Genomic DNA, 23,675 nt, shown 5'->3' on the forward strand with positions numbered 1-23,675 from the left:
ACATCATCCAACTTTTTCCTATTTTAGCAGCTACAATCATTTTGCTATATGCGCCTGAAACATCCATTGTTATTTCTGCTCTGCTGCCTTATCTGTATTTCCGCTGTGGCACAGGAACCCGTAAACACTTACGCCTCCTTGTTTCAGCAAAATAAATACCTGAAAGACTGGGCTTCGAAATTCCCTCATTTTCAGCTATCAGATTTCCGGTATGCCCAAACCGATAAGATGGAATCGTACCAGGATGCCAACGACTTACAGCCAGATAAGCATTTTGAAGATCTCTACGGGAAGCTGATCAGCTATACTGCCGATAAGAAAAAGTACCTGGATTTTTACAGCTATCAGATTTCGCTGGAGCGCGTCACCGTTAAAGGCAAAAAGGTGATCCAGGCAGGCGTGGATGTACACCAGGTGCTGCTGCTGGGGGACTACCGTAAGAAAACGCTTTCGCGTATTATGCAGGTGGGCCCTGATCAGTTCCTGGAAGAAGCGGTATGGCTGTCTGACAGCACATTTTTACTGGTGGGCACCAACAGTATGCAGCCATCCTATACCCCGTTTATGTATGTGGGCGATCTGAAAAAGCAACAATACCATCTCTATCTCCCGAAAAACAAATCACTGCAAAGACCCGGTGTTTATAAATCGCTGCGCTGGCAATTACTTGGGACGGTGATCTGGCTGTAAATCCCGTTTCAATAAACTTCTCATGTAAACCTTCCGCAGGACAGTACAGGTTGCAGTCCTCCTGCTTCGATTATATTTTGTTACCCTATTCCGGATGCTGGTGTACAACTGCATCGGGCCGCACTTTCATTGTTGTATAAATCTTAACGCAATGCACACAAAAACAATTCCACTACAACTGGTCATCCTTGCCCTGTTCATCACCGGCATTGGCTTCACCACCACCGCTGTTGAACGACGATCGGCCACTCCCATAAAAGATACCACAACAGACGATACTTATTACCGCGATATTTATGCAGACACCTGGGTGGCATCTGATGCGCTGGGACGCACCATGCCTGATTTTTCACAGGCAGGCCCTGTGAAAAAAGACCAGCGGCGCGTGGTGGGTATGTTTTATATTACCTGGCACAGCGACAACAACGCCAACGCCGGTAAGAATTACCAGGGCGATGTGAGCAAAGTACTCAGCGCCCATCCGGAAGCCCGGCTGGACGCCAAACATCCCGCCTGGACCGAAGGCTCCTATCACTGGGGCGAACCTGAAATGGGCTATTTCCTCAGCAAAGATGAATATGTGATCCGCAAAGATATGTCCATGCTCGCCGACGCAGGCGTGGATGTACTCGTGATGGATGTTACCAATGCCGTGCGGTACTGGGACGAATGGGAAGTACTTTTCACCACCATGCAGAAAATGAAAGCAGAAGGCAATAAAGTACCAAAATTCTGTTTCTGGGCGTTTAACGGCAGCGTGATCACCGTGGTACAGGATCTCTACGAAAAGATCTATGCCCAAAACCGCTTCCCGGATCTCTGGTTTTACTGGGACGGAAAGCCGCTGCTACTCTACAATGGCAACCCCAGGTTTGATGCCAACGGGAAAGACGCCAAACAACCTAATTCCCATTATGATCCAACCGCAAAAACAGATGTAAACCATCCGCACTATAACGATCCCGAATACACGCTGGAAAACTACCACGACTACACGAAGGCGGTAAAACAGTTCTTTACGCTGCGTACCATGTGGTGGGGCTACCACGAATGGGCAGGTAAACGATTTATAGGTACGGAAGACAACTGGAGCTTCGGGTATGATATGGATAACAAACAGGTGAAAGCCATGCACCCGGATAGTCTTGTTTCCCTGCACCAGGGTAAAAAAGAAGAAGCCGCCGTAACACCCGCCCAGCATCCTTCCAGCCTGGTAGGAAAATCATGGACCCGGGAAAAAGGGCAACCGGCGCTGAATGCACACGACATGGCCGACTCCGCCTATGTACCCTGGCTGAAAAAGACAGTGGCCAATCCGGAAGCCTATGGTATCTATTTCCAGGACAGATGGAATGAAGCACTGAAAAGTGATCCGCAGTTCCTTTACATCAACGACTGGAACGAGTGGACCGCCGGTAAATATCAACCCGAAGGAGGTCACACCACCACGTTTATGCGCCGGAACAGCCCCTACTTTTTCGTGGACCAGTACAACGCAGAATTTAACCGCGCCATACAGCCTATGAAAGGCGGGTATACCGACAATTACTATATGCAGATGGCGCAGAATATCCGCCGTTACAAAGGTATACGCCCCATTCCCACCCTCAAAGGCCTGTCGAAAATAAAAACGGACGGCAATTTTTCCGACTGGTCGTCCGTCAGCGTAGAATACCGGGATACCAAAGGTGATGTGTTTCACCGTGACTATAACGGTTACGGTAACACGCACTACGTGAATAATTCCGGCCGTAACGATATCATTACCAGCAAAGTAATGGTAGATGCCAGACAGATCAGCTTTTATGCGGAAACGGCTGATAATCTCACTCCGGCGACTGATCATAACTGGATGCTGCTGCTGATCGATGCGGACAACAACCCCGCTACCGGCTGGTATGGCTATGACTACCTGGTAAACAAACAGGTAAAGAATGAACATACCACTACACTGATGCGTTTCGATGCTTCACAGAACTGGGTGGCTGTAGCGGATATCCCTTTCCGTTATGCCGGCAGGCAGCTGGAGCTGAGTATTCCGAGGAAGCTGCTCGGATTGAACGGATCTAAATTTACATTTGATTTTAAGTGGAGCGATAATGCAGCGGATCTGAAAGATCCTGTTTCATTGTGTATAGATGGGGATGCGGCGCCGAACAGGCGGTTTAACTACCGGTGTATCTGGGAGAAGTAATTTTATAATGGAGGAATGGAGTAGTTCCCGGATGGATTACTCCATTCGTTCAAACGGAATAAGTTGGGCGAGTAATAATTTCGCCCGCCATTGATCCGCATACTGATGCGCAAATTTTTCCTTCGTGTCTTTGGGGAGACGAAAATAGTTGTCTTCACGCTTGTCGCCGGCCTCTTCATGTGCATCCTCCGCAAATGGCTGCACCAGGGTAAGATAATGTACGTAATGACCTAATTCGTGCAGCAGTGTACGGTATAATTGTGTATTCCTGACAGCGGCACTTTCCAGCATAGTAGTAAAGCTTCTCTTGTCTTCCACAAAAACATGCCCGTCTTCCCTGAGCCTGGCCAGTTCCTGCTGGTCGTCCGGATCAAGATTGCGTTTCCATTTAAAAGGCTTCCTGTAATTGGCTGTCTCCAGTATGACAGCAGGATAATATTCATTTTCAAATTCATAGGAATAAATGAGCCGGCCCCATACGTGGGAAATAATTTCCTCTTTTCTTTTAGGCTGACGTAATACAATAAATTTCAGATCCCCATAATCAGCCGGAGGAAGATAACTGAGTATCCGCGCTATGTCATTTACGGTACAGGCGTGTGGAGAAGAAGGATGATGCTTTTCGGTAATGAAAATAAAAGTATGACCGTGAATGATCTTTTCCGTTTTTTCGTAAGGTTCCAATCGTTCGTAAAAGTGTTTGGAACCGGTTCCGGCTGATGGGATAGTCAGCCGGTTGTGCTGCCCGGCGCCCTGCTTTGCAGTTCCGATATTCCTGTTGCGCCTCGTAGGATTTCTCAATGGCTGAATTGTTTTTAGCTAACGAAAGATAGGGTTTCCCGGGCATAAAAAAAACCGCCGCATCTTCCGATGCGTGCGGTCTATACATCCTGATCAGCAACTTTTACTTAAACAGTTCCCACACCACCTGACCTATATTTCCGCTGGGCACCTGAATATTCAGCAGGGCCGCCACGGTAGGTGCAATATCCGTCATGCCGGTAGTGCGATAGGTTTTACCGGGTTTGATGCCCCATCCCATCCATACCAGTGGAATATGTGCATCATAGGGATACCAGAGGCCATGGGTGGCGCCACTGCGGCCGCCATCTTTCCAGCCGGCCTGCATGAGCAGGATCACATCACCACCGCGTTGCTTGTTGTAACCGTTGATGAGCATGGTGCGCAGCGGCTCATGCAAAGCGGCGGTACCCAATTCCGGTAAACTAACGGCGTCGGCTATACCGGGTGTGGCTTTCAATTTTCGGATCACCAGTTCTATTACCGGTTGCAGGGGAATTTTACGGTCGGCAAATGCGTCGTGGTCGAGATACAGCTGGTAAGCCGATACCGCCACAACGCCTTTGGCTATGCCAAACTGTGCTGCAATGGCGGTATTGATATCTTTCACCAATGCATCGGCATCCAGTAATCCTGTAGGAAGTTTGTGTTCTTCCAGGAAGCCGGGCGATTGGGATACACCGTGATCTGCGGTGATAAAATAGAGGTAGTTGCCTTTACCGAATCTTTTATCGAGGTAAGTGAAAAATTCTTCGAGGTCTTTGTCGAGCCGCAGGTACAGATCCTCTTCTTCGATGGAGTTGGGACCAAACTGGTGGCCAACGGCATCCGGTGAAGAAAAGCTCACGGCCAGGAAATCTGTTTCCGTACCGGCACCCAGGCTATAGCCTTCTATGGCTGCTTTCGCGAAGGCGAAGGTAAGCGTATTACCATAAGGGGTAGTACGGATTCCGTTGGATTCACGGCCGGTGAAGGTATGCGGAAACACCGGCGCTTTTTCATGACCGAATGATTTCTCATAGTCTTTGTTGTCGGCATCGCTTTGTACGTAGCTATTCAGCGGGTAAAGTGTTTCCCAGCCTTTAGCCAGATACTTCACGGGGAGCTGCTGTGCGTTGAAACGCTGCGCCCAATCGGGCAATGCTTTCATGTAGTAGGTACTGGAAATAAAATTGCCGGATTTGCCATCGTACCAGAAGGCGGCGTTGGCGGTGTGACCGGCAGGCAGAATGGAAGCCCTGTCTTTCAGCGCAACGCCTACTACCTTGCTCCTGAAATTGGTGGCCAGCCGCAATTCATCCGTAACGGTAGATACGAGGAGATTACGGGGCGACATATTCCCTGCTTTCCCCTCCGCACCTACGGTAGTTTCCGTACTGTCTTCTGTGCAATATACCCCGCGTTGCAGTTCGCGGCTGTACCAATCGTTGTCCACTATTCCATGCACGGCGGGGCTGCTGCCGGTATACACGGAGGTATGACCGCAGGCAGTTACCGTAGGTGCGTAGTTGATATAAGTCTGTTCACATTTAAACCCTTCCCGCAGCAGGCGTTTAAAACCACCATTTCCATACCGGGCGCTGTAGCGGTACAGGTAATCCCAGCGCATCTGGTCTACCATCATGCCCACTACAATTTTGGGTTTCGACGCGGGTGTTTGTGCCGCAGTGTTTACGGCGGATAGTAACAGCAAGCCTGCTACCAGCCATTGTTGTATGCTTCTCATGCCTTTCTGTTTTGTGTTTTATTCCAGTACTTTCAGGTAACGGGCCATCCAGTAGGGTAACAGGTACTCATCTCCGGCCAGTTCCGAATCGCCGTCATGACCGCCATCCAGCGTAAAGGCGTTGGCGTTATGACGATGTACCGGCTGCTCATCCAGCGGCAGGAGTACGGCCGTATACTGGTGCCGAAAATTAGCCGGAAGCAGCGTAATATCCTTGCGGTGAGAGTTTGTTATTTTCCAGTTGACCAGGTCCATCGGGAACGACTGCAGCCACCAGGTGGTAGCCTCCGGATCATAGTCACCGGCTGTTGCCATCGTGATCAGGTTCCATACGGCATTTTTCTCCGGCTTCTCTACTTCCCAGTGGTTGCGGATAGCGCCTTTGTACTGTTGTTTCAGTTCATCGGTGAATGCGTATTTATACAATACCCAGTAGGTAAGAAAAGCCATTTCATCATCGGAGTGGTTCCAGTCGCCCATTCCCATATCGATTCCTTCATGCAGGTAACCGGGAGTGGCTTTGATATTGCGGTAATCGATCTGGATATTTTTCAGATAGCCGTACTTGTTAAGCAGTTTATAACCTTCCGTTTTATATTTTTCTTTACCGGTGAGCTGATAGGCCAGTTGCAATCCCGCTACAATGGTGGTGCTGCCCAGTCGCCTGTCGCCGATGGTAGTCGGGTACCAGTTGATATATTCCGGATTCCAGCGGGCCCAGAGCGTGGGTTTGTTATCGATATCCACCATGGTGTATTTATGATCGATGATATGGGTCATGATCTTATCGATAAAAGCAGCCACCCGTTGTTTTTCTTCCGGTGTTTCTGCCACCATTTCATTCAGCACAGCGGTGATCCAGATATAAGCCACATATTCATCACTGCTGGTATGGCCTTTCCATTCCCATTCCGGATCGGGGGAATCGCGCCATCTTTCAGGATCAGAATTTTTGTAGCCTTTTCTTTCGAAGGTTCTGGAGGGAAATCCTTTCAGCTGATTGATAGACAGGATTCTTTCAAAAGCCTCAAAAGCCTCCCAGGCGTAGCGTTTAGCGGTAGGATCGTGTGTAACGGCGTATTTGAAAGCCTGGCTGCCCAGGTAAAAGCTGCTCCAGAGGCCATCATTGTCGGTATCTGCCATTTCAGCGGAGTTGATGTCACCGTGGGGATTGAGATGGAGATTGGCAATGAAGCCGTAGCGGATATGCCGTTCGCGGATCTTGCGCTCGAAGTAAGCTGTTTTTTCTGCGAGGGTTTGTTTGGTAAAGGCAATTTTATTGAGACCGGTGGCCGTCAGCACATATACGTCGCCGTTACTGGTGGCAGCCATGCTTTTTACTGCATCCTGGTCCAGCCAGCGTTTGGAGGCGAAATAGCGATAGCTGTCTGCCCCGGTGCGCAGGAAAGCGCCCTGGGGGGTACCTGCCCACAGCAGTCCGTCCGACATCAGCAAATCACTGATCACGGGAACGGGTACACGTGTTTGCAGGGATAAACTGGAATCACCTGAGTTACGGTTAATGCTGTAGTAGCCATTACTGGTACCGAGTACAATATCGTTACCGGTAAAAGCCATGGCTGTAGCGCCTTGTACGGGGTGTAATACAACAAAGCGATCGCCTTTCAGTATATATACGGCTTTACTGGTCAAGATAAAGAAATTACCGCCATTCGCTTCCATACGCTGTACTCCTTCCGGCAGCGCAGGCAGTTCCTGTAGTTTACCGTTGCTGGCGATTGCCAATACGTTGGGGCCAGACAGCAGCATACGGCCACTCACGTCTACCGCTACACGATTATATTTTCCCTGCGGGAGATTGATATAAGGGATACCGGCGTATCCGTTGGTCAGGCACTTATCGGCGTACAGGTAATAAAGATGTCCTGCTCCTTCCTGGGTGGTTACGTCCACCGGAATTTTCTGTGCGAGCGGCCGGAAGCGCAGGTCCCGCACCAGGTCGTTGCCGCTGAGGCGGTAAAAGCCTTGTGTGGTAAGTACCTGCACATTGTCGTTATAGTCGGTGATGACTTTGATCATTTGCAGCCCTTTCGGAACATTGTATTTCACAGACATCGCCTGTGCGAAAGGCTGGTCGGTCGTGGCATAGGCGGCGCACGACAGCAACAGGCCTGCGGCCAGATAAACAAGTTTCTTCATCCCAATAATTTTATAATTTGATCAGCCACACTTCGGTGACCCTTGAATGTTGTCGCCAGTTCAGGTGTTCTTCATCGATGTCGTCCCAGGTGAGCAGCAGGGTGCCGCTTTTGCTGAGTTCCGGAGGTACCGGGAATTCTTTTATCTCCCCTACTCCCTTGTTATAGAGAGATGGTTTAAGCGATATGCCATTGGCGCGTAGCAGGCTTTCGCCGTAGCCTGTTACCCTTACTACGTAACGCGCTGTGGTATCGAGATGATCGTAGCGCATGGCGGAAGGCCAGCGCAGGCTTACCATCCAGGAAAGCCGTTTGCGGCTGTAGCCACTTTCCCACCAGTCGAAGCCCGGTGTATCGCTGCGGCGCATGAGCGGATCGGTATGCAGATCTTCCTTGCGGAGTACATGCGGTGATTTCGATACATTGCCGATATCATCGTAGTAACTGCCGGGACCGGGATGTTCCCATCCTGCTAAAGTATCCAGTGCTTTCCGTTGTTCTGCTTCCGGCAAGGTGCGGATATAACGGAATTTATCTTCCAGGAACCAGCGGTTATTTAAAGGGCGATCCAGGAAATCCAGTACGGCGCCACGTTCCGGGCCGGCGGCCTTATATTTTGCCACGCTTGTTTGAAGAGATACAGATTTAAACAGCTCCTCACAGAGGGAGATAATACGGTCGCGCCATTGCGGCTGCACTTTCACATCTGCCTGCTGCAGGATGGCTTCCGCGCGGGACATGACATCGCCGCTTTCGCCTAAAGTTTTGTTCACGGCTGCCTCCAGCGCATATTCACGGATAGCACGTTCACGGGTATACGCATCATAGTAGGCTCTCAACAGGCACATCTGCCAGCGCCAGTTGCCTGCCAGTTCTTTGTGTAAGACTTCCTGTTGCTGCCATAGTGTAAGCGTAGCCGTTATGCCGCCATTTTCTGCAATGGGGCCTTCCCAGTTCTTTTCCAGGGCCAGGATGCCGTCGGCAATTTCGCGGCGGGAGGACGAGGAGAAAAAGAAATTGGCATACTGGGTCATCATTTCTCTCACATCTGCCTGGCTGTTCCAGCCCAGCATACTCCAGAGCATTTTATTGGCATCATCGTGTGCGCCGTCGGAGTAGCTGATGAAGCCATCCATTAGCGGCGCCACAAAGCGATAGATGTTGGAGTAATAGACCGGCTGCGGGTTTACCGGCTCACGGCCAAGGGTAAACGCAAAGGCAGGATCCCACCATACCACGGGGTAATCGCAACGTACCGTATGGGTAATATCGGGATAGTGCCGGATCTTGTATTGGGCAGGCAGTGCAGCACGGGTGTCTTCCAGCGTAGGACTGGAAGGCCCTACTACGATACCTCCCAGCCACGCCGGTTTGTGTTGACTGATATAGGAATATACGAAAGCGCATTGCGTGGAATCATAGCCTTGTAACGACAGCCAGATACGGGCTGCGGGGTGATATTTTTTCAGGGGAACAGCTAATTGTTCCAGGAAAGGCAGCACCAGTTGCGGGGCATTATCGCCCGGATCGCCACCGGGAAAAAACACGGCGTTGAGTCTCACAGATTCCCGGAAAAGGGTGTCGAACTGTTGTTTAAAATGCTGTGTTTTTACAGCATCCTTCAGGTCGAAGGTAGCGGGCGTCCATACTGAAAAATCGAGATCATATTTTTTACAGAAGCCGCTGATCCGCCGGGTCATCTCATTGGATGATACCGTAAAATGTGGCGACGGCGGCATAAATGGAATAGCTTCTATACTGTTGGCCCCAAAGATGGCGAGCTCGCGGATATATTGTTCGTATTGTTCTGGTGACCATCCGTCGTAGGAATTGGCGAGGTTACGGTAACCGATCTGGTGACCACGTATAGCCTTTTCCGGTATAGCATCCACTTCCAGTGTAGCCGGTAGCGTTACCTCCTGCTGGCTGTACTCCATGGTACGGAGCAGGTAGCCGGCGCCGTAGAGCAAGGCACGTGGGCCATCGCCTTCTATACGGATGATTTCTCTTTTCTTATCGGAAGTATGACGGATATGATAGGATTCCGGGGCGCCTTTTACCGTAGCAAAAAGTATCACGGCGCCATTGTCGGGCAACTGCTCCCGGATGGGCCAGGTGAGGCCCGTGCGGCGTTTCACTTCTTCCTGTAATACCTGCGCAGCAGCGGGTTGGCCCTTTGCAACAATCGTCACCTGCCGCCATACCTGGGCCACACAAAATACAGGAAGACATAACAATATAATCAGGAATCGTATCATTATTTCATAAACTGGTTGATAAGAAAAAAAGGAATAGCCGGACGGTATCTTACTTCATTTTATTTTTCAGCAGGTTTTCGCCGTTGGCCTGTTTCTCCAGATCGAAAGCGTCAAACAGCTCCCCTGTCACGGTGTAAGAGCGGTAAGAGATGACCTTTGGTTTCACATCCACTACCTGGAACAGCTGCGTATAGGAACCGGTGCGGGTCATCCATGGCTGTGTATCTATGGCCGACATTTTAGGTCCGCTGACAGATACTACATACACGGGCCCCTTGTTCCCGTCGCGACCACGGGCATAGGTGTGGTCGTGTCCCTGCAGCACCAGGTCTACTTTGTATTTATCGAATAAAGGTTTGAAATGTTCGCGCAGTCTTTCGTTGTTGCGGCTCTTTTTGGTAGACAGTACCGGGTGGTGGAAAGTGATGGCTGTCCACCGGTTTGGATTATTTTTCAGCAGTTGTTCCAGCCAGGCTTGTTGTCTTGCCAGCAGGGTATCTGATATTTCCACTTCCTGCGAATTCAGGGAAATGAAGCGCATGCCCTGCACATCGGTATAGTAGCATGTTTCCTCCAGTCCGGCCGGACCATTTTCCGGCAGGGTAAACTGTGGTCGCCAGAAGGCGGATGGTACGTCTTGTCCGGCAGCATTTTCATAGTATTCATGATTGCCGATCGACATCATACCGGGAATGGTGCTATGGATGAAGCCACCTGCTTCAAACCATTGCTGCCATTCGTTATTGTTATTTCCCCTGTTCACGAGGTCGCCCGCGTGAATGATCAGGCGCGCATCCGGGGCCATCGACCAGGCCTTCCGGATGGCCCTTGACCATAGGGAAAGGATATTCAACTGAGCATCTCCGAGGTAAATGAAGGAGAAGGGTTCGCCTGGCAATCCGGCGGTGCGGAGTGGAAACCACTCGCTCCACTGATCGCCCTGCCCTACGCGGTAAGCATAGTTGGTATTGGGTTGCAGGCTGTCAAACACGAAGTGATGATACCTTACGGGTAAGGAATCTGCAAAGGGTTCGGTGGTGATAGCGGTATAGCGTTTAGCCTTCTCCGTGAAACGGGGATCGGCGGTAGCCGGCGCCAGTTCGGCATAGCTGGTGGTCACTGTTTGTGTGGTTCTCCAGGTGATGGCTGCCGTGCGGGAAGGATCGGCTGTTACATTCAGGACAATCCTGTCGGGCCGTAATTGCTGTGCCTTTACGCCCTGGGTTAAGAAGCAGGTGGCCAGTAGCCACCCGCTTATCAATAATCTCTTCATAGCTTTTACTTCAGGTACCACATCAGTGTGGTTTGTTTATCTGCTCCAAAAACGGTGAGTGCTTTCTGGTATTGATCTTCATTGGTATCTCTTTCGCGGGTTGGATAGATATAGCGTTTAGGCAATACCGATGTAGAGGACATGGGTCCGAGTACAAATTTGGGGAAGCCGGTACGGCGGCTATCAAACCAGGCCTCCGCCCCTTTCAGGAAACCGGCAATCCATTTCTGACCGATCAACTGTTCAAGGGTACCGTTGTATTTCACCAAAGGCTGATCGAAGTAATGTGCATCTGTAGCCGTTTTATCTACGCCATAGAATTTCATATTGGCGAGGATACCATCGTAGTAAAGGCTTTCTGCAGTTTTACCGGCTACGGTTACTTTGCCGGCCTGCACGCTTTCTGCGAGGATGAAACATACTTCTGCATAGGTGAGCATGCTGGCTTTCAGCATAGGTGCGCTACTGCTGCTGAACAGCTTAGATAAACGGGAGATATGAGTTTTACCCCCGTTGTAATCATACGGAGCTGGAATGGCGTTAGGTACCCCTACATACGCATTCGGATCTGTTTTCCAACCGTTGAGGGAATCCACCGGCGCCACCCATACCTGTAAGCGGGGATCGTTACGTTGCAGTAATGCATCTACAATTTCCTTGCTGGGTTTGCGTTTGTCAAATTCATCTACAGAGCTGCCCTGTGGGCTACCTGGCCAGCTGTTGGCAGATACGGCGCCTTGATAAACGATTTCCGCATTATCTGCATTGCCTTCAAAAATCGGATACTTCACTTTATCGTTCAGGATCTCCTGCATTTCTGTAAACGCAGGCGTGTAATTTTTGGAAATACGGAGCAGCATTCTCAGTCGCAGTGAATTCGCAAATTTTCGCCATTTTAAGGGGTCTCCTGCGTACATCACATCTGCTTTCGCATCTACCTTCGCGGTGAGGGTAGATAAGTCGTTATTGGCGTCTTTCAGGGTTTGTAATAAAGCCGTATACACCGATTGCTGCGGATCATATTTCGGATGCGTGAGCGTCTGCTTTTTCAGCAGCAAGGCTTCACTATAAGGAATATCGCCAAAAAGATCGGTAGTATATCCGAAGGTGAATGATTCCAGGATTTTGCCTACTGCCACATATTGCGGTGTGTTCAGTTTAACAGCCAGATCCATCATTTCGCGGTTGGCAGATAACCAGGAATAGTAATCATCCCAGCTCTGCGGGCCCCAGTCGAATTTATCATTGCCTTCATTACGCACCATGGTAATGTAGCGGCCAGCGGATGCGGGTTTATCAAAATAGGCTTCCTTCTGATAGCCATACGCGGTGTTAATGAGTACGGACGACAAGAGGAATTCCGGGTTGATGACTTCTGTCTCGTTCGGATTGACGTTAATATCTTCCAGTCCTTTCTCACAGGATGCAAAGAGAATACCGAACAGCAGTATACAATATTTTAAAGGTATGCGTTGCATAGCCATACAGTTAATGGTTTAGAAATTGAAACCTACTTTAGCGCCATAAGAACGGGTGTAAGGCAATCCCCAACTGGCTACTCCCGGAGAGAAGCTACCATTGGAGAGGGTCATGGCCGTTTCCGGATCATATCCTGCTTCCGCTGCCGTCCAGGTGAAGAGATTGCGTGCAATCAGGGAGATGCTCAGGTTACCCAGTGGCAGCTTGCCCAATGTTTTCTTAGGAAACGTATAGGTCAGCGATGCTTCCCGAAGTTTTACATAGCTGGCATCAAAGGTAGAGCGGCCTGCATAGTCCCAGTAATATTCACCATAGTAATTCTCCGGATCTGTTACGTGATCATTCAGTTTGTATTTTCCGTTGCCATCATCAATGTAGCCAAACAGGATCATACCATCGGTACGCTTGTTACCGGCGTCGTCTGTCCAGGCAAGACCACCTGTTTTAGGATCACGACCAGGAATCGTTGTTTGTGTGCGTCCGTCGCTCAACAGGTTCTTGGCTACGTAAGAGAAGAAGTTGCCACCCTGGCGCCAGTCGATCAGCACATTCAGTGCAAAACCTTTATAGGTAAATGTATTACTGAATCCTATCATAAAGTTGGGATTATAGTTACCAATCTTTACATAGTCATTTTTCTGCTGATAACCGCCTTCCTGGCTCAGCAAAGGCAATCCTTTAAACTCGCCGTCAGGTACTGTTTCCCAGGTTTGTGCATACATATCTCCCATTTCTGCGCCTTCCCTCAGTGAAAAGCGGATGCCTTCGGCGCCACCTACCTGGTAGTTGGTCAGTCCTGGTAACAGTTCCAGCACTTTGTTGCGGTTGCGGGTGTAGTTTACCTGCATATCCCAACGGAATGGTCCTGCCACTGGTGTAGCATTCAAGCTGACTTCAATACCTCTGTTCTGGATTTTACCGGCATTGGTGATCATCATAGAATAACCACTTGCTTTGGTAACCGGAACGTTCAGGATCTGGTTGCGGTTGATAGTATTATAATAGGTAAAATCAATACCGATCCGTCCATTCAGGAAACGAACATCAGCTCCCAATTCATGTGAGGTGGCGATGAGTGGTTTCAAGTGGTTGTTTTTCAATATGTCGCTGATAGTCGCTTGCTTTACATCCGACCAATCCGGTCCGAATCCGAAGGTATTATACAGTGAGTATGGGCTGGCGTCTCCACCTACCTGGGCCCAGTTGACCCGGAGTTTGGCAAAAGACAGTGCACCTGATTTAATGCCCAGCATATCCGAAACGATGAGGCTCAACGAAGCGGACGGATAGAAGTAGGAATTATTATCAGAGGGCAGCGTGCTGGACCAGTCGTTGCGTGCAGTGAGATCCAGGAATGCATAATTGCGGAAGCTTACCTGGCCCATGCCATACACACTGTTGATCCGTTTACTGTACCGGCTTGTATTATTTACGACGGTACCGGCTTTCGCATTGGAAATGGCGTAAAGCCCTGGTATTACCAATGCCTCCGATTTCTGGGAAGAATTCTTTCCGGTCTGGTTCATCCGGTTGGCACCGGCGGATACAGATACGAAGAAATCCTTGTTTACATTTTTCTTATAGTTTAAGAGGAAATCGGTGTTTTGCTCGCGGAAAAACTCTGTTTCAAAGGCGTAGGCGCCTGTTTTATTTTTCACTGCGCTAAAAGGACGTTTGCTCTCGCGTGTTTCGGAATACAGATCCATCCCGGTACGTCCCATGAGGGAGAGATCCTTTGTGATCTGGATATTCAGTTCCACGTTACCTGTCATACGATCGCGATCAAATCCATTGGTGAATTCATAGGCCACCAGGTAAGGATTGTCCGTAGATCCGGGTACATGTGAAAATTGCTGAATCCCTTCTTTACCCGGCATCCAGTAATTACGCAGTTGTTTGATATCTACGTTAGGTGTGGTGGTGTATACGATGTTGCTGACACTTCCCCGGTTAAACGTAGGACGGTTGCCGCTGCTGTTTTTCGTATAGCCGATATTGGTACTCACCTTGATATTCGGATTCAGGTTATATCCGGCCGACAGGTTCAGGGTATTCCTTTTCAGGTCGGTATTAGGGATGATACCTTCGTTTTTAAGGTTCGTAAAGGAGAGACGGAAGTTCCCATCCTTGTTATTACCGGTAACGGCTATATTATTGGTAAAGGTAGATCCGGTACGGAAGAAATCCTTATGCCGGTTAGGATAAGATACCCAGTCTGTTGGAATGGGTTGTCCATTGGCATCCAGTGGGCTGTTCCATTGTACGTGTTTGGTACCTATATCCAGTCTGGGACCCCAGCTGGCGTCAGAAATTGTTTCATCAGATCCTTCCCGGTCGCCGGAGCCAAATTCATTCTGGAACTTCGGAAACAACCAGGGCTGATCGAACATGGCGCTGGAATTTACGGAAATACCAAGACCTTTTGTGGGTCCGGAACCGGATTTAGTAGTGATCAGGATCACACCGTTGATGGCGCGGGAGCCATACAAGGCAGACGCACTTGCACCCTTCAGTACAGAGATGCTGGCAATATCATCCGGGTTAATATCCGAGATGGTGCTACCATAGTCTACTACGACTTGTCCTACCGTTTGTTTCGGATCACGGATCGGCGCAGCAATAGGAATACCATCCACCACGTATAGCGGCTGATTGTATCCCTGAAAGCTACTTTGCCCGCGTATGGTCACTAAAGCCGTACCACCGGGATCGGAGCTGGTGCTACGTACATTCACACCTGCCACTTTACCGGATAAGGCGTTGGCAATATTTACTTCTTTTACGGTACTTACCTGGTCGCCTTTGAGTGTAGCAATGGAATAGCCCAGTGCTTTCTCCTGGCGTTTGATACCGAGGGCAGTTACTACTACGTCATCGAGGCTACGGACACTGGCCACCAGCTGGATCTGCAGGTTACCATTGCCGGCTACGGCTTCTTTCGACTGGTACCCTACGGAGCGGAATACCAATACTGCATTGGCGCCGGCAACTTTAATAGAGAACTGTCCGTCTGCGTTTGTGGCAGTACCATTACTGGTTCCTTTTTCATTTACGCTGACGCCAGGGAGTGCGGCTCCTTTTTCATCGGTCACGGTTCCTTTCACAGTAACCTCTGCGGCCTGTGTGGTGTTGGTTTCCGGTGTAAAGGTACGGATCGCATAATCGTGTGCGCTGAGTTTAACGGCTTGTAATCCCAGAGGAGTCAGGATTTTACCGAGTTGTGATTCCAGGTTGCTGTCGGTGAGACGGGCCTGTTTTCCGGCGACAAATTTACCAGCCACCTGTGTGGGTGAGTAATTAAAGCTGACATTCAACCTGGCTTCCAGGTCGTTCAGCATTTGCCGTAGTGGAATGGTAGTTGTTTCCCCTGGAGTATTTCCGCTTCTTACCATTAATTGCTGTGCGCTTGTTTCGGTGGTGAGCAGCAGCAACAACAGCAGCATCGCTCTCCATGGAGCACAAAGCTTCGTAAAGCTCTTTTGCATAACTGTAAATTTTAAAAACCTTATTCAAAAATGATGACTGAATTGTTTTGTTTCATTTTCAGCTGATGCACGGTGGCCATCGCTTTCAACAGCATCGAGGGATCAGCGGCGGAGCCTGAGCCGGTAAATAACAGGCTTTCCATTCTTTTATTCCGGAACTGAATTTTATAACCGTAGATGTCTTCCAGTTGCTGTGCTACCTGTTGCAGCGGAGTATCTGTAAACATCAGCCGATGTTCTTTCCAGGCGGTGAGCTGGGCAGGATCGGCCTGCAGGCGGTGATGTTCGCCGTGCGCAAAGCTCATTATATCGCCCGGTTTCATAGCCAGGTTATCGTTCACTACAATCTTTCCTTCTTCCAGCAGCACTTTTACTTCCGCATGGCGGTTGTATACATTAAAGGCCGTTCCTTTTACTTCAATGGTTACATCCGGCATCAGCACCCGGAATTTTGGATGTAAGCCGGCGGGTGATTTAGATACTTTAAAATAGGCTTCCCCGTTGAGGGTAACCGCCCTCACCTTTTCCTTCGTCCATTTGCCGGGATAAGAGAGAGAAGAGTTGGCGTTCAGCTGCACCACAGACCCATCGGGCAGATACACCGTTTTGGTTTCCCTGAAGCCGGTTTGCACATAAATATTTTCGACGGATTCATTTGATTGTACATACCGCAGACCGGCAAACAGCAGCAGTCCGGCCGCAGCGACGCCCATGGCATAGCGCCATATGTTGCGCGATACCACGTTATTTTTTTTAATAACGGGTTCGTCCAGTAATTGATCTATCTGATCTTTCACGGCATCCATTTCTTCCATGCTCACTTCGTTGGTGCGAAACCGTAGTGCCAGTACAAGTGCCCTCGCCTGCTGCAATACCAGGGCCTTTTCCGGATGTACCGGCGCCCAGCTTTCCCAGAAAGCGGCGTCTGTTTCATCCAGTACCCATGCACGGAAAGATGGATCTGCAGCAAAGTCTGCTGCATCAAATTCACTATAGTTCATAAAAAAGTACCTTGTACTATAAGAAGAGACAGGAATCGAAAAAATACCCTCAGGGAAACGGATATTTTTTTAAACTATTTTTTTAACGGAACATCAGGGCGGCTTCATCGTGTGCCAGCAGTTCTTTCAGCTCGGCAATGGCCCTGTAGATGAGGGTACGGGCATACTTTACTTCTTTGAGGACCATGATGTCTGCAATTTCCTCGTAAGAAAGATTTTCATAAAAACGCAGGTATACCGCTTCTTTTTGCCGGAGGGTGAGGGCGTTCAGCTTCTGTTGGAGGAGCCGGGCGGTGTGTTCTTTATGCTGGCGGTGGATGAGCATACTTTCCGGGGAAAGCTCCAGCGCAAAGAGTGTGGCGGCGCCGTCTTCCAGGCTGGACGGCCCGTGGGCCGACTTGTCCAGGTAGCGGAACAGTTTCCGGCGGGCAGCCACCAGCAGGTAACTTTTCAGGTTGACAGGTACAGCAAGACCGGCGCGTTGCAGGAATAAACCGGAAAAGAAATCCTGCAACATATCTTTTACAAGGCTACGATCCGTTGTAAACCGGATACAGTACCGGAAGAGCAACGGAAAGTAGCGCCGGTATATTTCCCCGAAGGCTTCCCGGTCTCCTTCACAGAGCCGGATCCACAGGAACTTTTCGTCTTGCTGAGAATTACTAAGGCTGGTTGACATCTATTATGTGAATTAGGCTAAGGATCTTTCACTAAGCTACACAAAGGCCGGATGCCGTCATAATTTCCTATCAAAAATAACAACGAATTAATGTGATGACAAAGACGCGGATGCCACTTCGTTGATCCGTAACCGTTCGCACCAGCCTTTGAAATCACGGTAAATCTGCTGTAACGTCTGTTTCTGTTCCGGCGTGAGTTCCAGTGCATGGGCGCGGCTGATGGTCCGTACCGGGATGCCCCTGAGCTGCAGGAAATACTTTGCGCTCATCGGGTAGGCAATATGGATCAGGGGATCTACCCGTTGCAATTCCGACTGGATCCAGCGTACCTCTTCCTGCATGCTTTCATCGTTTACATTGTTGCAGAGCCATACCAGTATTTCCGGGTAGAAGTTCCCGGAGATAGAAGACATGCCGGCGGCGCCCATCTGCATAGAAGCTACCCCGTTGGGCGTATGTGCGTCAAAGAATTCCAGGCGGCTTCCTGCGGTCACCGCCAGTTTAGCCCGCACCTCTTCTACTTTACAGGAAGTATCCTTATGATAGATGAGGCGGTTGGTAGCCAGCAATGTTTGCAGGATCTCCGGTGTAATAACACGTTTATACGGTGCGGGGCATTCGTACAATCCCAGCGGGATATCTCCCGTAAGGGAAAATAGTTCTTCGAACCTTTGCAGGAGAACGGTATCCGGCTCATCTACATTGGCAAAGTGTCCGGTGATCATGATCACGGAATCCACCCCGGTATCATAGATCTTTTGTGTGAACAGGGCTTTGTCGCTGATCGTAAGACCGAAGGAGCCGGTAGCCACAACGGGTACCCGTCCGTTGACATAGCGGACTACGTGCCGGGTCAGCTCCAGGCGTTCATCTTCACTGATACTGTACATTTCAGACGACAGGCAATTGGCGAAGAAGCCTTTTACGCCTGCCTCCAGATAAAAATCTACCAGGTGTTCCACCATATCGTGATCAATCTGCGCTTTCAGATTAAAGGGGGTGATCATCACCGGTACAAATTTCTTTTGCATAACAAACGGGTTTTTAATAATCAGTTTTAAGGCGTTTTACCCGTGTAAGGAGCATACCCGCCAGGAATATTGATAAAGTGCCTACCACGATGATCATGTGCGCGTGTAAAGGACTACGCACCGGTGCCCACGTGGCGGGTAAATATTTCGATAACGACATCCAGAGGATCACTACAATACCGATAATAGTAGCCGTGACCGCTGCCGTATTTTTTGTTTTAGAGATAATGCCCAGCAAAAACAAGCCCAGCATACCTCCGGCGAAAATGCCCGATAGTTCCCACCACATATCCAAAATACTTTTCACACCGATCATGGAAATACCAAAGCCAATGGCCAGCATACCTGTGACGGTAGTAGCGATATACAACACGCGCATCTCCCGCTTCGGGGTGATATCCGGATGGATATAGCGCTGGTAAATATCTTTCAGAAAAACAGTCGCCGTACTGTTCATCCCGCTACTGACAGTGCTCATGGCGGCCGACAGGATCGCCGCCACAATCAATCCCATGAGGCCTTTCGGCACTTTATTGACCATGAACCAGGGCAATACTTTATCGCCATAATCTGCCGGTTGCAGGGAAGACAAGGGCACCTGCCGCTCTGCCGCTACCTGTTGTTTCAATGCCAGCAGCGCTTCCGGATGTTGTTGTACATATGCATACAACGCGGTGCCGATAAAAAAGAACACCATACTTACGGGCACATACCAGTATACGCAAAGCCAGATACTGCGGGAGGCTTCTTTTTCCGACCGGGCGGTGTGATAACGCTGCACATAGTTCTGGTCCATTCCGAAATTATTCAGGTTAATAAAAAAGCCGTACAGAAACACCACCCAGAAAGTAGACGTGCTGAAATCCGCTATGCTGAGGCTTCCCAGCGAGAATTTCCCATCGGCCATTCCGATGCGGAAGATGTCTTTCACTCCATCATTCATACCCGTAATCACCAGCCAGAGAATTACTATAGCGCCGGCTGTTTTTACAATTCCCTGCAATACTTCTGTCCAGATCACGGCTTCCATGCCGCCGAGAACGGTATATATAATAATGCATACACCTGTAACAGCCATGATAGTGCGCATTTCCAGCCCGGTAAGGGCCTGTAACGCCAACGCCACTCCGAAAAAGATAGAGCCCATTCTTGCGAGCTGCATCAGAATAAAACACACCATGGCATAAGTTCTGGCCCATGGACCGAAGCGATGCTCCAGGTGCGTGTAAGCGCTTACTTCGCCGCTGCGGCGATAAAAAGGCACAAAATACCTGGCCGCAATAAATGCTGCCAGCGGCATCGACAAGCTGAATACAAATGCATTCCAGTTGCTGCCGAATGATTTTCCCGGTACGCCGAGAAAAGTATTGCTGCTTAAAAACGTGGCATACAAAGAAAGCCCCAAAGCCCATCCTGGTATCGTTCCTGACGCGGTGGTGAATTGTGCCGCATTCCTGTTTTTCCGGGAGAACCATACGCCTACTCCGATCATACAAAGCAGGTATATGGCGATGACAGCCAGGTCTATTATTGGCAGTTGGTGCATAACGATCATCCTGTTGGTTGATAAAACTTAGTTCACTACGTGGATAAAAAAAATTACAGTTGTTATGCGAAGATTGTCTTTTTTTATGGATCAAACAATGTTGGATGTTATGAAAAGAATAGCTTAAATTACTATTGCAATGAATCAACTGGCCGCCAACACACCCTCCGCCTGGAACCTTCCTGATCACCTGAAACGCAAGCTGGAAAAGCATCCGCTTGGAAGCAATCTTTTCATTACGGCTATTGGCCGTTATCCTGCAAGTGCCGCCCGGGAAATCAGTGAACCAAAAGGCGCACCGGTATACACCTTAATATATGTAGCACAGGGAAGCGGATGGTGGCAAACCGGAAAAAAGAAAATACCGGTGGGCACCAATCAATACCTGTTGCTTCCGAAAGGCACGGCCTTTCATGCGGGGCCGGATACGGCTGATCCCTGGCAGCTGTATGCCGTACAGTTTTCGGGCAAACTGGCCGACGAGGTATACCGTTACGTTGGCACCCACTTAAAACCACATACCACGCCGCCACTGGTAGGACGTAACGCACAGTTCGATGATATCCTGCATCACCTGGACCTGATGAATAATATTGAGAACCTGCTGTATGCGAATTTCCGTTTCTATAGTTTCCTGGGCACCTTCCGTCTTACAGTATTCAATTATATGAAAAAGGGGGCCGACAATATTATAGAGCAATGCATCCAGGTGATGAAACAAAAGCTGGATCACCCCCTTACGCTGGCCGATCTTTCCAGGGAAACCCGTATTTCTGCGTCTTATCTGTCTGCATTGTTCAAAGAAAAAACGCGGTACTCCCCCATCCAGCTGTTTACGTCGCTGCGTATGCAGAAGGCAAGCCAGCTGCTGAAAGATACCCATCTCACGGTAAAAGAAATTGCAGGGGAAATGGGCTACCCGGATCCTTATACTTTTTCCCGGTCGTTTAAACTGATCATGGGGGTATCACCCAAAAAATTCAGGGACAAAGTGTAGGTATTACACTAAGCAGAGGTGGTATATTAACCAATTGTTAAGCAGTGAGGGAAAAGGCATTCCGAAACGAATACTTAGAAGGAACGACACATTTTCCATCACCAAATACCAACACACATGCGCTTTTTTATCCCCGCCTGTCTATTTCTGCTGCTGTTTGTATCCTGTCTCTTTACGGGAGGCTGTAAAAAGGACAGCGCTGCAACGCCCGAAAAATCGCCTAAGTACGATTTAGTAAAGGGTACCTGGAAGCAACAGGACATCGTGCTTGCAGTAGCCGTTAAACTCAACAAGCAGAACATTCCTGCCGGCACCAGCATCATTACCCTGGCTCCCCTGCTCGGTGCTGCCGGTGCAGGATTTACCTGTACTGCAAAAAACACCTATACCTTTAATGAGGCCGGCGGCTTTACCATTGAAGGATGTACAGATCTGATCCTGCCGGTAACCGGTAAAAGCGGCAACTGGGACCTGGACGTCCATGATGCCGTACTGAAGCTCAGTTCCGCTAAAGGCGACAACGATCCGCACTGGATTGAAAACATCAATGCGACTAACCTGGATCTTTCGTTAACGGTGAATATTCCCGGTGTAGCAACGGTTCCTTTAATTTTAAAACTGAAGAAATAACCGACGGGACTATTGTTGAAAATAACAATAATATAATCGGTAATTCCTTGTATCTTGTTTAGGCTGATCAGATATTTGCTGGCAATTATGGAAAGTATTGTACAGGATATAATCAACGGAAATATCGAAAGTTTTAAAATGGTATACCAACAATACCATACGAAACTATATTTCTACGTTCTGAAATGTACGCACTCCGTTTACATTGCGGAAGAGACTGTGCAACTTTCATTTATCCTCCTTTGGGAAAGACGCGAAAAATTATCTACGGACTTTAATATCTCCACACAGATTTTCCGTATAGGCAAAAGCGTTATGACCGACCTGCTGCGGAAGCAACAGGTGCGGAACAGGCATACGCAGCAGCTGGTGCAGGACACGTCCGACTGGCACGTGGAAACCGACATTACGGTAAAAGAAGAATTGAAGCGGGTGTATAACAGTATCGAACAATTATCACCCATCCGGAAAAATGTTTTTAAACTCAGTCGCTTTGAAGGATTGCCACACAAAGAAATTGCCCGGCAGTTATCCATCTCCCCTAAAACAGTAGAAAATCATATTGTACGGGCTATCCGTCAATTAAAAAATTCCCTGCTACTGCTCCTTCTACTGACGATTTATTAACTAATTGTTACGCAGTGAGGGATTTACTGTTTTCAAACGAATACATACTATGAAGCATTCAGCAACACTTATTGAAAAGTTTCTCCGGGGTGAATGCAATGAACAGGAAAAGCAGGCAGTACAGGCATATATTGCGCAGCATCCCGAGGCTTTACTGCCCTACCTGACGGAAGAAAGCTGGCATGCTTTCCATCCCGCGCAATCTTTACCGGAAGACATTTCCGGTAAAATGCTGTCGGTGATTGAAAGCCGTACTTTTCAAAAAAGAAGAATAAACCGCCGTTATTATTCATGGGCTGCCGCCGCATTACTGCTGGTATCCGGCGGATTGCTGTGGACGACGCTCCGGGAACCGGCCGTAAAAAATATAGCCGCCGTTACAACAGTACCCGTAAATAAAAGCGCTGCCACAGCATTGCGTACGGTCTTCAACCACAGCCGGCACACCATGCCGCTGACCTTAAGCGATGGCAGTAAAGTGGAACTCGCACCGGAAAGTGAAATCCGTTACCAGGATCCGTTTACCGGTCAGCACCGCGATATTTACCTAAAAGGCCAGGCTTTATTCCGCGTGAGCGGCAGCCCTGAAAAACCTTTTACCGTTTATGCCGGCAACGTGGGCACCACCGCTCTCGGCACCGTATTCAAAATAACCGCCTGGGCCAATAAAGGCATCACACAGGTACAACTGATCAGCGGTAAAGTAATGGTAAGACCGGAACAGCCCACGGGCGCCACACCGGTAAAAGATATTTACCTGCTGCCCGGACAGGACCTGCGTTATGATCAGCGACAATTATCTGTGGTGATCAATCAGCCGGTTAAAAAGCACAACGACAAACAGACACCTATACACGAAGTACTGACCTTTAACAATGAACCACTGGAAAGCATATTCAGGCAGATGTCTGAAAAGTACCAGGTAAAAATCCAATACACAGCAAGTACCCTGACGGGTATGAACTTCACGGGCGTTTTCGATAGCAACAAAGAAACATTAAAAGATTTTCTGACAACAATTGGTACGTTAAACAATCTTACTATTAATCAGAAAGACAATGTTAGCTACATAGTACAATAATCCCTGAACATATTTAC

The 23,675-nt window shown here is 49.0% G+C and carries 17 protein-coding genes; 6 read left to right on the forward strand and 11 right to left on the reverse strand.

Features of this window, described 5'->3' with window-relative positions:
• Nucleotides 1–48: 48 nt before the first annotated feature.
• Together BMW79_RS21980 and BMW79_RS21985 are read left to right on the forward strand one after the other, a co-directional pair.
• On the forward strand, nucleotides 49–690 hold the full coding sequence (locus BMW79_RS21980; protein WP_089898127.1) for a hypothetical protein: 642 nt from the start codon (nucleotides 49–51) through the stop codon (nucleotides 688–690).
• Nucleotides 691–841: 151 nt separating this feature from the next.
• A complete protein-coding gene (locus BMW79_RS21985; protein WP_218150408.1) occupies nucleotides 842–2,884 on the forward strand; it encodes a glycoside hydrolase family 71/99 protein in 2,043 nt (680 codons plus the stop codon).
• A 36-nt stretch (nucleotides 2,885–2,920) separates the two neighbouring features.
• On the opposite strand, the gene BMW79_RS21990 is transcribed toward BMW79_RS21985, so the two are convergent.
• The 11 genes from BMW79_RS21990 to BMW79_RS22040 all read right to left on the reverse strand — a co-directional run bounded on the left by BMW79_RS21990 (nucleotide 2,921) and on the right by BMW79_RS22040 (nucleotide 20,332).
• On the reverse strand, nucleotides 2,921–3,685 hold the full coding sequence (locus BMW79_RS21990; RefSeq protein WP_089898129.1) for a hypothetical protein: 765 nt from the start codon (nucleotides 3,683–3,685) through the stop codon (nucleotides 2,921–2,923).
• A 103-nt stretch (nucleotides 3,686–3,788) separates the two neighbouring features.
• Nucleotides 3,789–5,411 (reverse strand): alkaline phosphatase PafA, encoded by a 1,623-nt coding sequence (gene pafA / locus BMW79_RS21995; protein WP_089898131.1) that lies wholly within the window; start codon nucleotides 5,409–5,411, stop codon nucleotides 3,789–3,791.
• A gap of 18 nt (nucleotides 5,412–5,429) precedes the next feature.
• Nucleotides 5,430–7,571: a hypothetical protein gene (locus tag BMW79_RS22000; RefSeq protein WP_089898133.1), complete on the reverse strand. Its 2,142-nt coding sequence runs from the start codon at nucleotides 7,569–7,571 to the stop codon at nucleotides 5,430–5,432.
• 10 nt (nucleotides 7,572–7,581) lie between these two features.
• Nucleotides 7,582–9,828: a beta-N-acetylhexosaminidase family protein gene (locus BMW79_RS22005; RefSeq protein WP_089898136.1), complete on the reverse strand. Its 2,247-nt coding sequence runs from the start codon at nucleotides 9,826–9,828 to the stop codon at nucleotides 7,582–7,584.
• A gap of 49 nt (nucleotides 9,829–9,877) precedes the next feature.
• On the reverse strand, nucleotides 9,878–11,101 hold the full coding sequence (locus tag BMW79_RS22010) for a purple acid phosphatase family protein (RefSeq protein WP_143059248.1): 1,224 nt from the start codon (nucleotides 11,099–11,101) through the stop codon (nucleotides 9,878–9,880).
• A 5-nt stretch (nucleotides 11,102–11,106) separates the two neighbouring features.
• Entirely contained in the window at nucleotides 11,107–12,579 is a 1,473-nt protein-coding gene (locus tag BMW79_RS22015; protein WP_089904062.1) for a SusD/RagB family nutrient-binding outer membrane lipoprotein, read from the reverse strand.
• Between the two features lie 18 nt (nucleotides 12,580–12,597).
• A complete protein-coding gene (locus BMW79_RS22020) occupies nucleotides 12,598–16,065 on the reverse strand; it encodes a SusC/RagA family TonB-linked outer membrane protein (protein WP_089898141.1) in 3,468 nt (1,155 codons plus the stop codon).
• A gap of 20 nt (nucleotides 16,066–16,085) precedes the next feature.
• Nucleotides 16,086–17,066: a FecR family protein gene (locus BMW79_RS22025; protein ID WP_089898143.1), complete on the reverse strand. Its 981-nt coding sequence runs from the start codon at nucleotides 17,064–17,066 to the stop codon at nucleotides 16,086–16,088.
• Nucleotides 17,067–17,148: 82 nt separating this feature from the next.
• Nucleotides 17,149–17,745: an RNA polymerase sigma factor gene (locus tag BMW79_RS22030; protein WP_089898145.1), complete on the reverse strand. Its 597-nt coding sequence runs from the start codon at nucleotides 17,743–17,745 to the stop codon at nucleotides 17,149–17,151.
• An 87-nt stretch (nucleotides 17,746–17,832) separates the two neighbouring features.
• The gene (locus BMW79_RS22035; protein ID WP_089898147.1) at nucleotides 17,833–18,777 is read right to left on the reverse strand and encodes a dihydrodipicolinate synthase family protein; all 945 of its coding nucleotides are present in this window, start codon (nucleotides 18,775–18,777) and stop codon (nucleotides 17,833–17,835) included.
• 13 nt (nucleotides 18,778–18,790) lie between these two features.
• Entirely contained in the window at nucleotides 18,791–20,332 is a 1,542-nt protein-coding gene (locus BMW79_RS22040; protein WP_245752629.1) for a sodium:solute symporter, read from the reverse strand.
• A gap of 130 nt (nucleotides 20,333–20,462) precedes the next feature.
• Here BMW79_RS22040 and BMW79_RS22045 point away from each other — a divergent pair, with 130 nt between their 5' ends.
• The 4 genes from BMW79_RS22045 to BMW79_RS22060 all read left to right on the forward strand — a co-directional run bounded on the left by BMW79_RS22045 (nucleotide 20,463) and on the right by BMW79_RS22060 (nucleotide 23,658).
• On the forward strand, nucleotides 20,463–21,320 hold the full coding sequence (locus BMW79_RS22045) for an AraC family transcriptional regulator (RefSeq protein WP_089898149.1): 858 nt from the start codon (nucleotides 20,463–20,465) through the stop codon (nucleotides 21,318–21,320).
• A 117-nt stretch (nucleotides 21,321–21,437) separates the two neighbouring features.
• Nucleotides 21,438–21,950, forward strand: coding sequence for a hypothetical protein (locus BMW79_RS22050; protein ID WP_089898151.1), 513 nt, complete (start codon nucleotides 21,438–21,440; stop codon nucleotides 21,948–21,950).
• A gap of 87 nt (nucleotides 21,951–22,037) precedes the next feature.
• Complete coding sequence (locus BMW79_RS22055; RefSeq protein ID WP_143059249.1) at nucleotides 22,038–22,577, forward strand: sigma-70 family RNA polymerase sigma factor; 540 nt, start codon at nucleotides 22,038–22,040, stop codon at nucleotides 22,575–22,577.
• Nucleotides 22,578–22,626: 49 nt separating this feature from the next.
• Entirely contained in the window at nucleotides 22,627–23,658 is a 1,032-nt protein-coding gene (locus BMW79_RS22060; protein ID WP_089898156.1) for a FecR family protein, read from the forward strand.
• Nucleotides 23,659–23,675: the final 17 nt, after the last annotated feature.

This window comes from Chitinophaga arvensicola (assembly GCF_900110835.1).
In the GTDB taxonomy this organism is placed as follows: domain Bacteria; phylum Bacteroidota; class Bacteroidia; order Chitinophagales; family Chitinophagaceae; genus Chitinophaga; species Chitinophaga arvensicola.

Coding starts and splice junctions, on each gene's coding strand:
- BMW79_RS22010 (WP_143059248.1), bottom strand. CDS start 11,101: ATGAAGAGATTATTGATAAGCGGGTGGCTACTGGCCACCTGCTTCTTA.
- BMW79_RS22025 (WP_089898143.1), bottom strand. CDS start 17,066: ATGAACTATAGTGAATTTGATGCAGCAGACTTTGCTGCAGATCCATCT.
- BMW79_RS22050 (WP_089898151.1), top strand. CDS start 21,438: ATGCGCTTTTTTATCCCCGCCTGTCTATTTCTGCTGCTGTTTGTATCC.
- BMW79_RS22035 (WP_089898147.1), bottom strand. CDS start 18,777: ATGCAAAAGAAATTTGTACCGGTGATGATCACCCCCTTTAATCTGAAA.
- BMW79_RS22040 (WP_245752629.1), bottom strand. CDS start 20,332: ATGATCGTTATGCACCAACTGCCAATAATAGACCTGGCTGTCATCGCC.
- BMW79_RS22060 (WP_089898156.1), top strand. CDS start 22,627: ATGAAGCATTCAGCAACACTTATTGAAAAGTTTCTCCGGGGTGAATGC.
- BMW79_RS22015 (WP_089904062.1), bottom strand. CDS start 12,579: ATGCAACGCATACCTTTAAAATATTGTATACTGCTGTTCGGTATTCTC.
- BMW79_RS22045 (WP_089898149.1), top strand. CDS start 20,463: ATGAATCAACTGGCCGCCAACACACCCTCCGCCTGGAACCTTCCTGAT.
- BMW79_RS22020 (WP_089898141.1), bottom strand. CDS start 16,065: ATGCAAAAGAGCTTTACGAAGCTTTGTGCTCCATGGAGAGCGATGCTG.
- pafA (WP_089898131.1), bottom strand. CDS start 5,411: ATGAGAAGCATACAACAATGGCTGGTAGCAGGCTTGCTGTTACTATCC.
- BMW79_RS22055 (WP_143059249.1), top strand. CDS start 22,038: ATGGAAAGTATTGTACAGGATATAATCAACGGAAATATCGAAAGTTTT.
- BMW79_RS21985 (WP_218150408.1), top strand. CDS start 842: ATGCACACAAAAACAATTCCACTACAACTGGTCATCCTTGCCCTGTTC.
- BMW79_RS21980 (WP_089898127.1), top strand. CDS start 49: ATGCGCCTGAAACATCCATTGTTATTTCTGCTCTGCTGCCTTATCTGT.
- BMW79_RS22005 (WP_089898136.1), bottom strand. CDS start 9,828: ATGATACGATTCCTGATTATATTGTTATGTCTTCCTGTATTTTGTGTG.
- BMW79_RS22030 (WP_089898145.1), bottom strand. CDS start 17,745: ATGTCAACCAGCCTTAGTAATTCTCAGCAAGACGAAAAGTTCCTGTGG.
- BMW79_RS22000 (WP_089898133.1), bottom strand. CDS start 7,571: ATGAAGAAACTTGTTTATCTGGCCGCAGGCCTGTTGCTGTCGTGCGCC.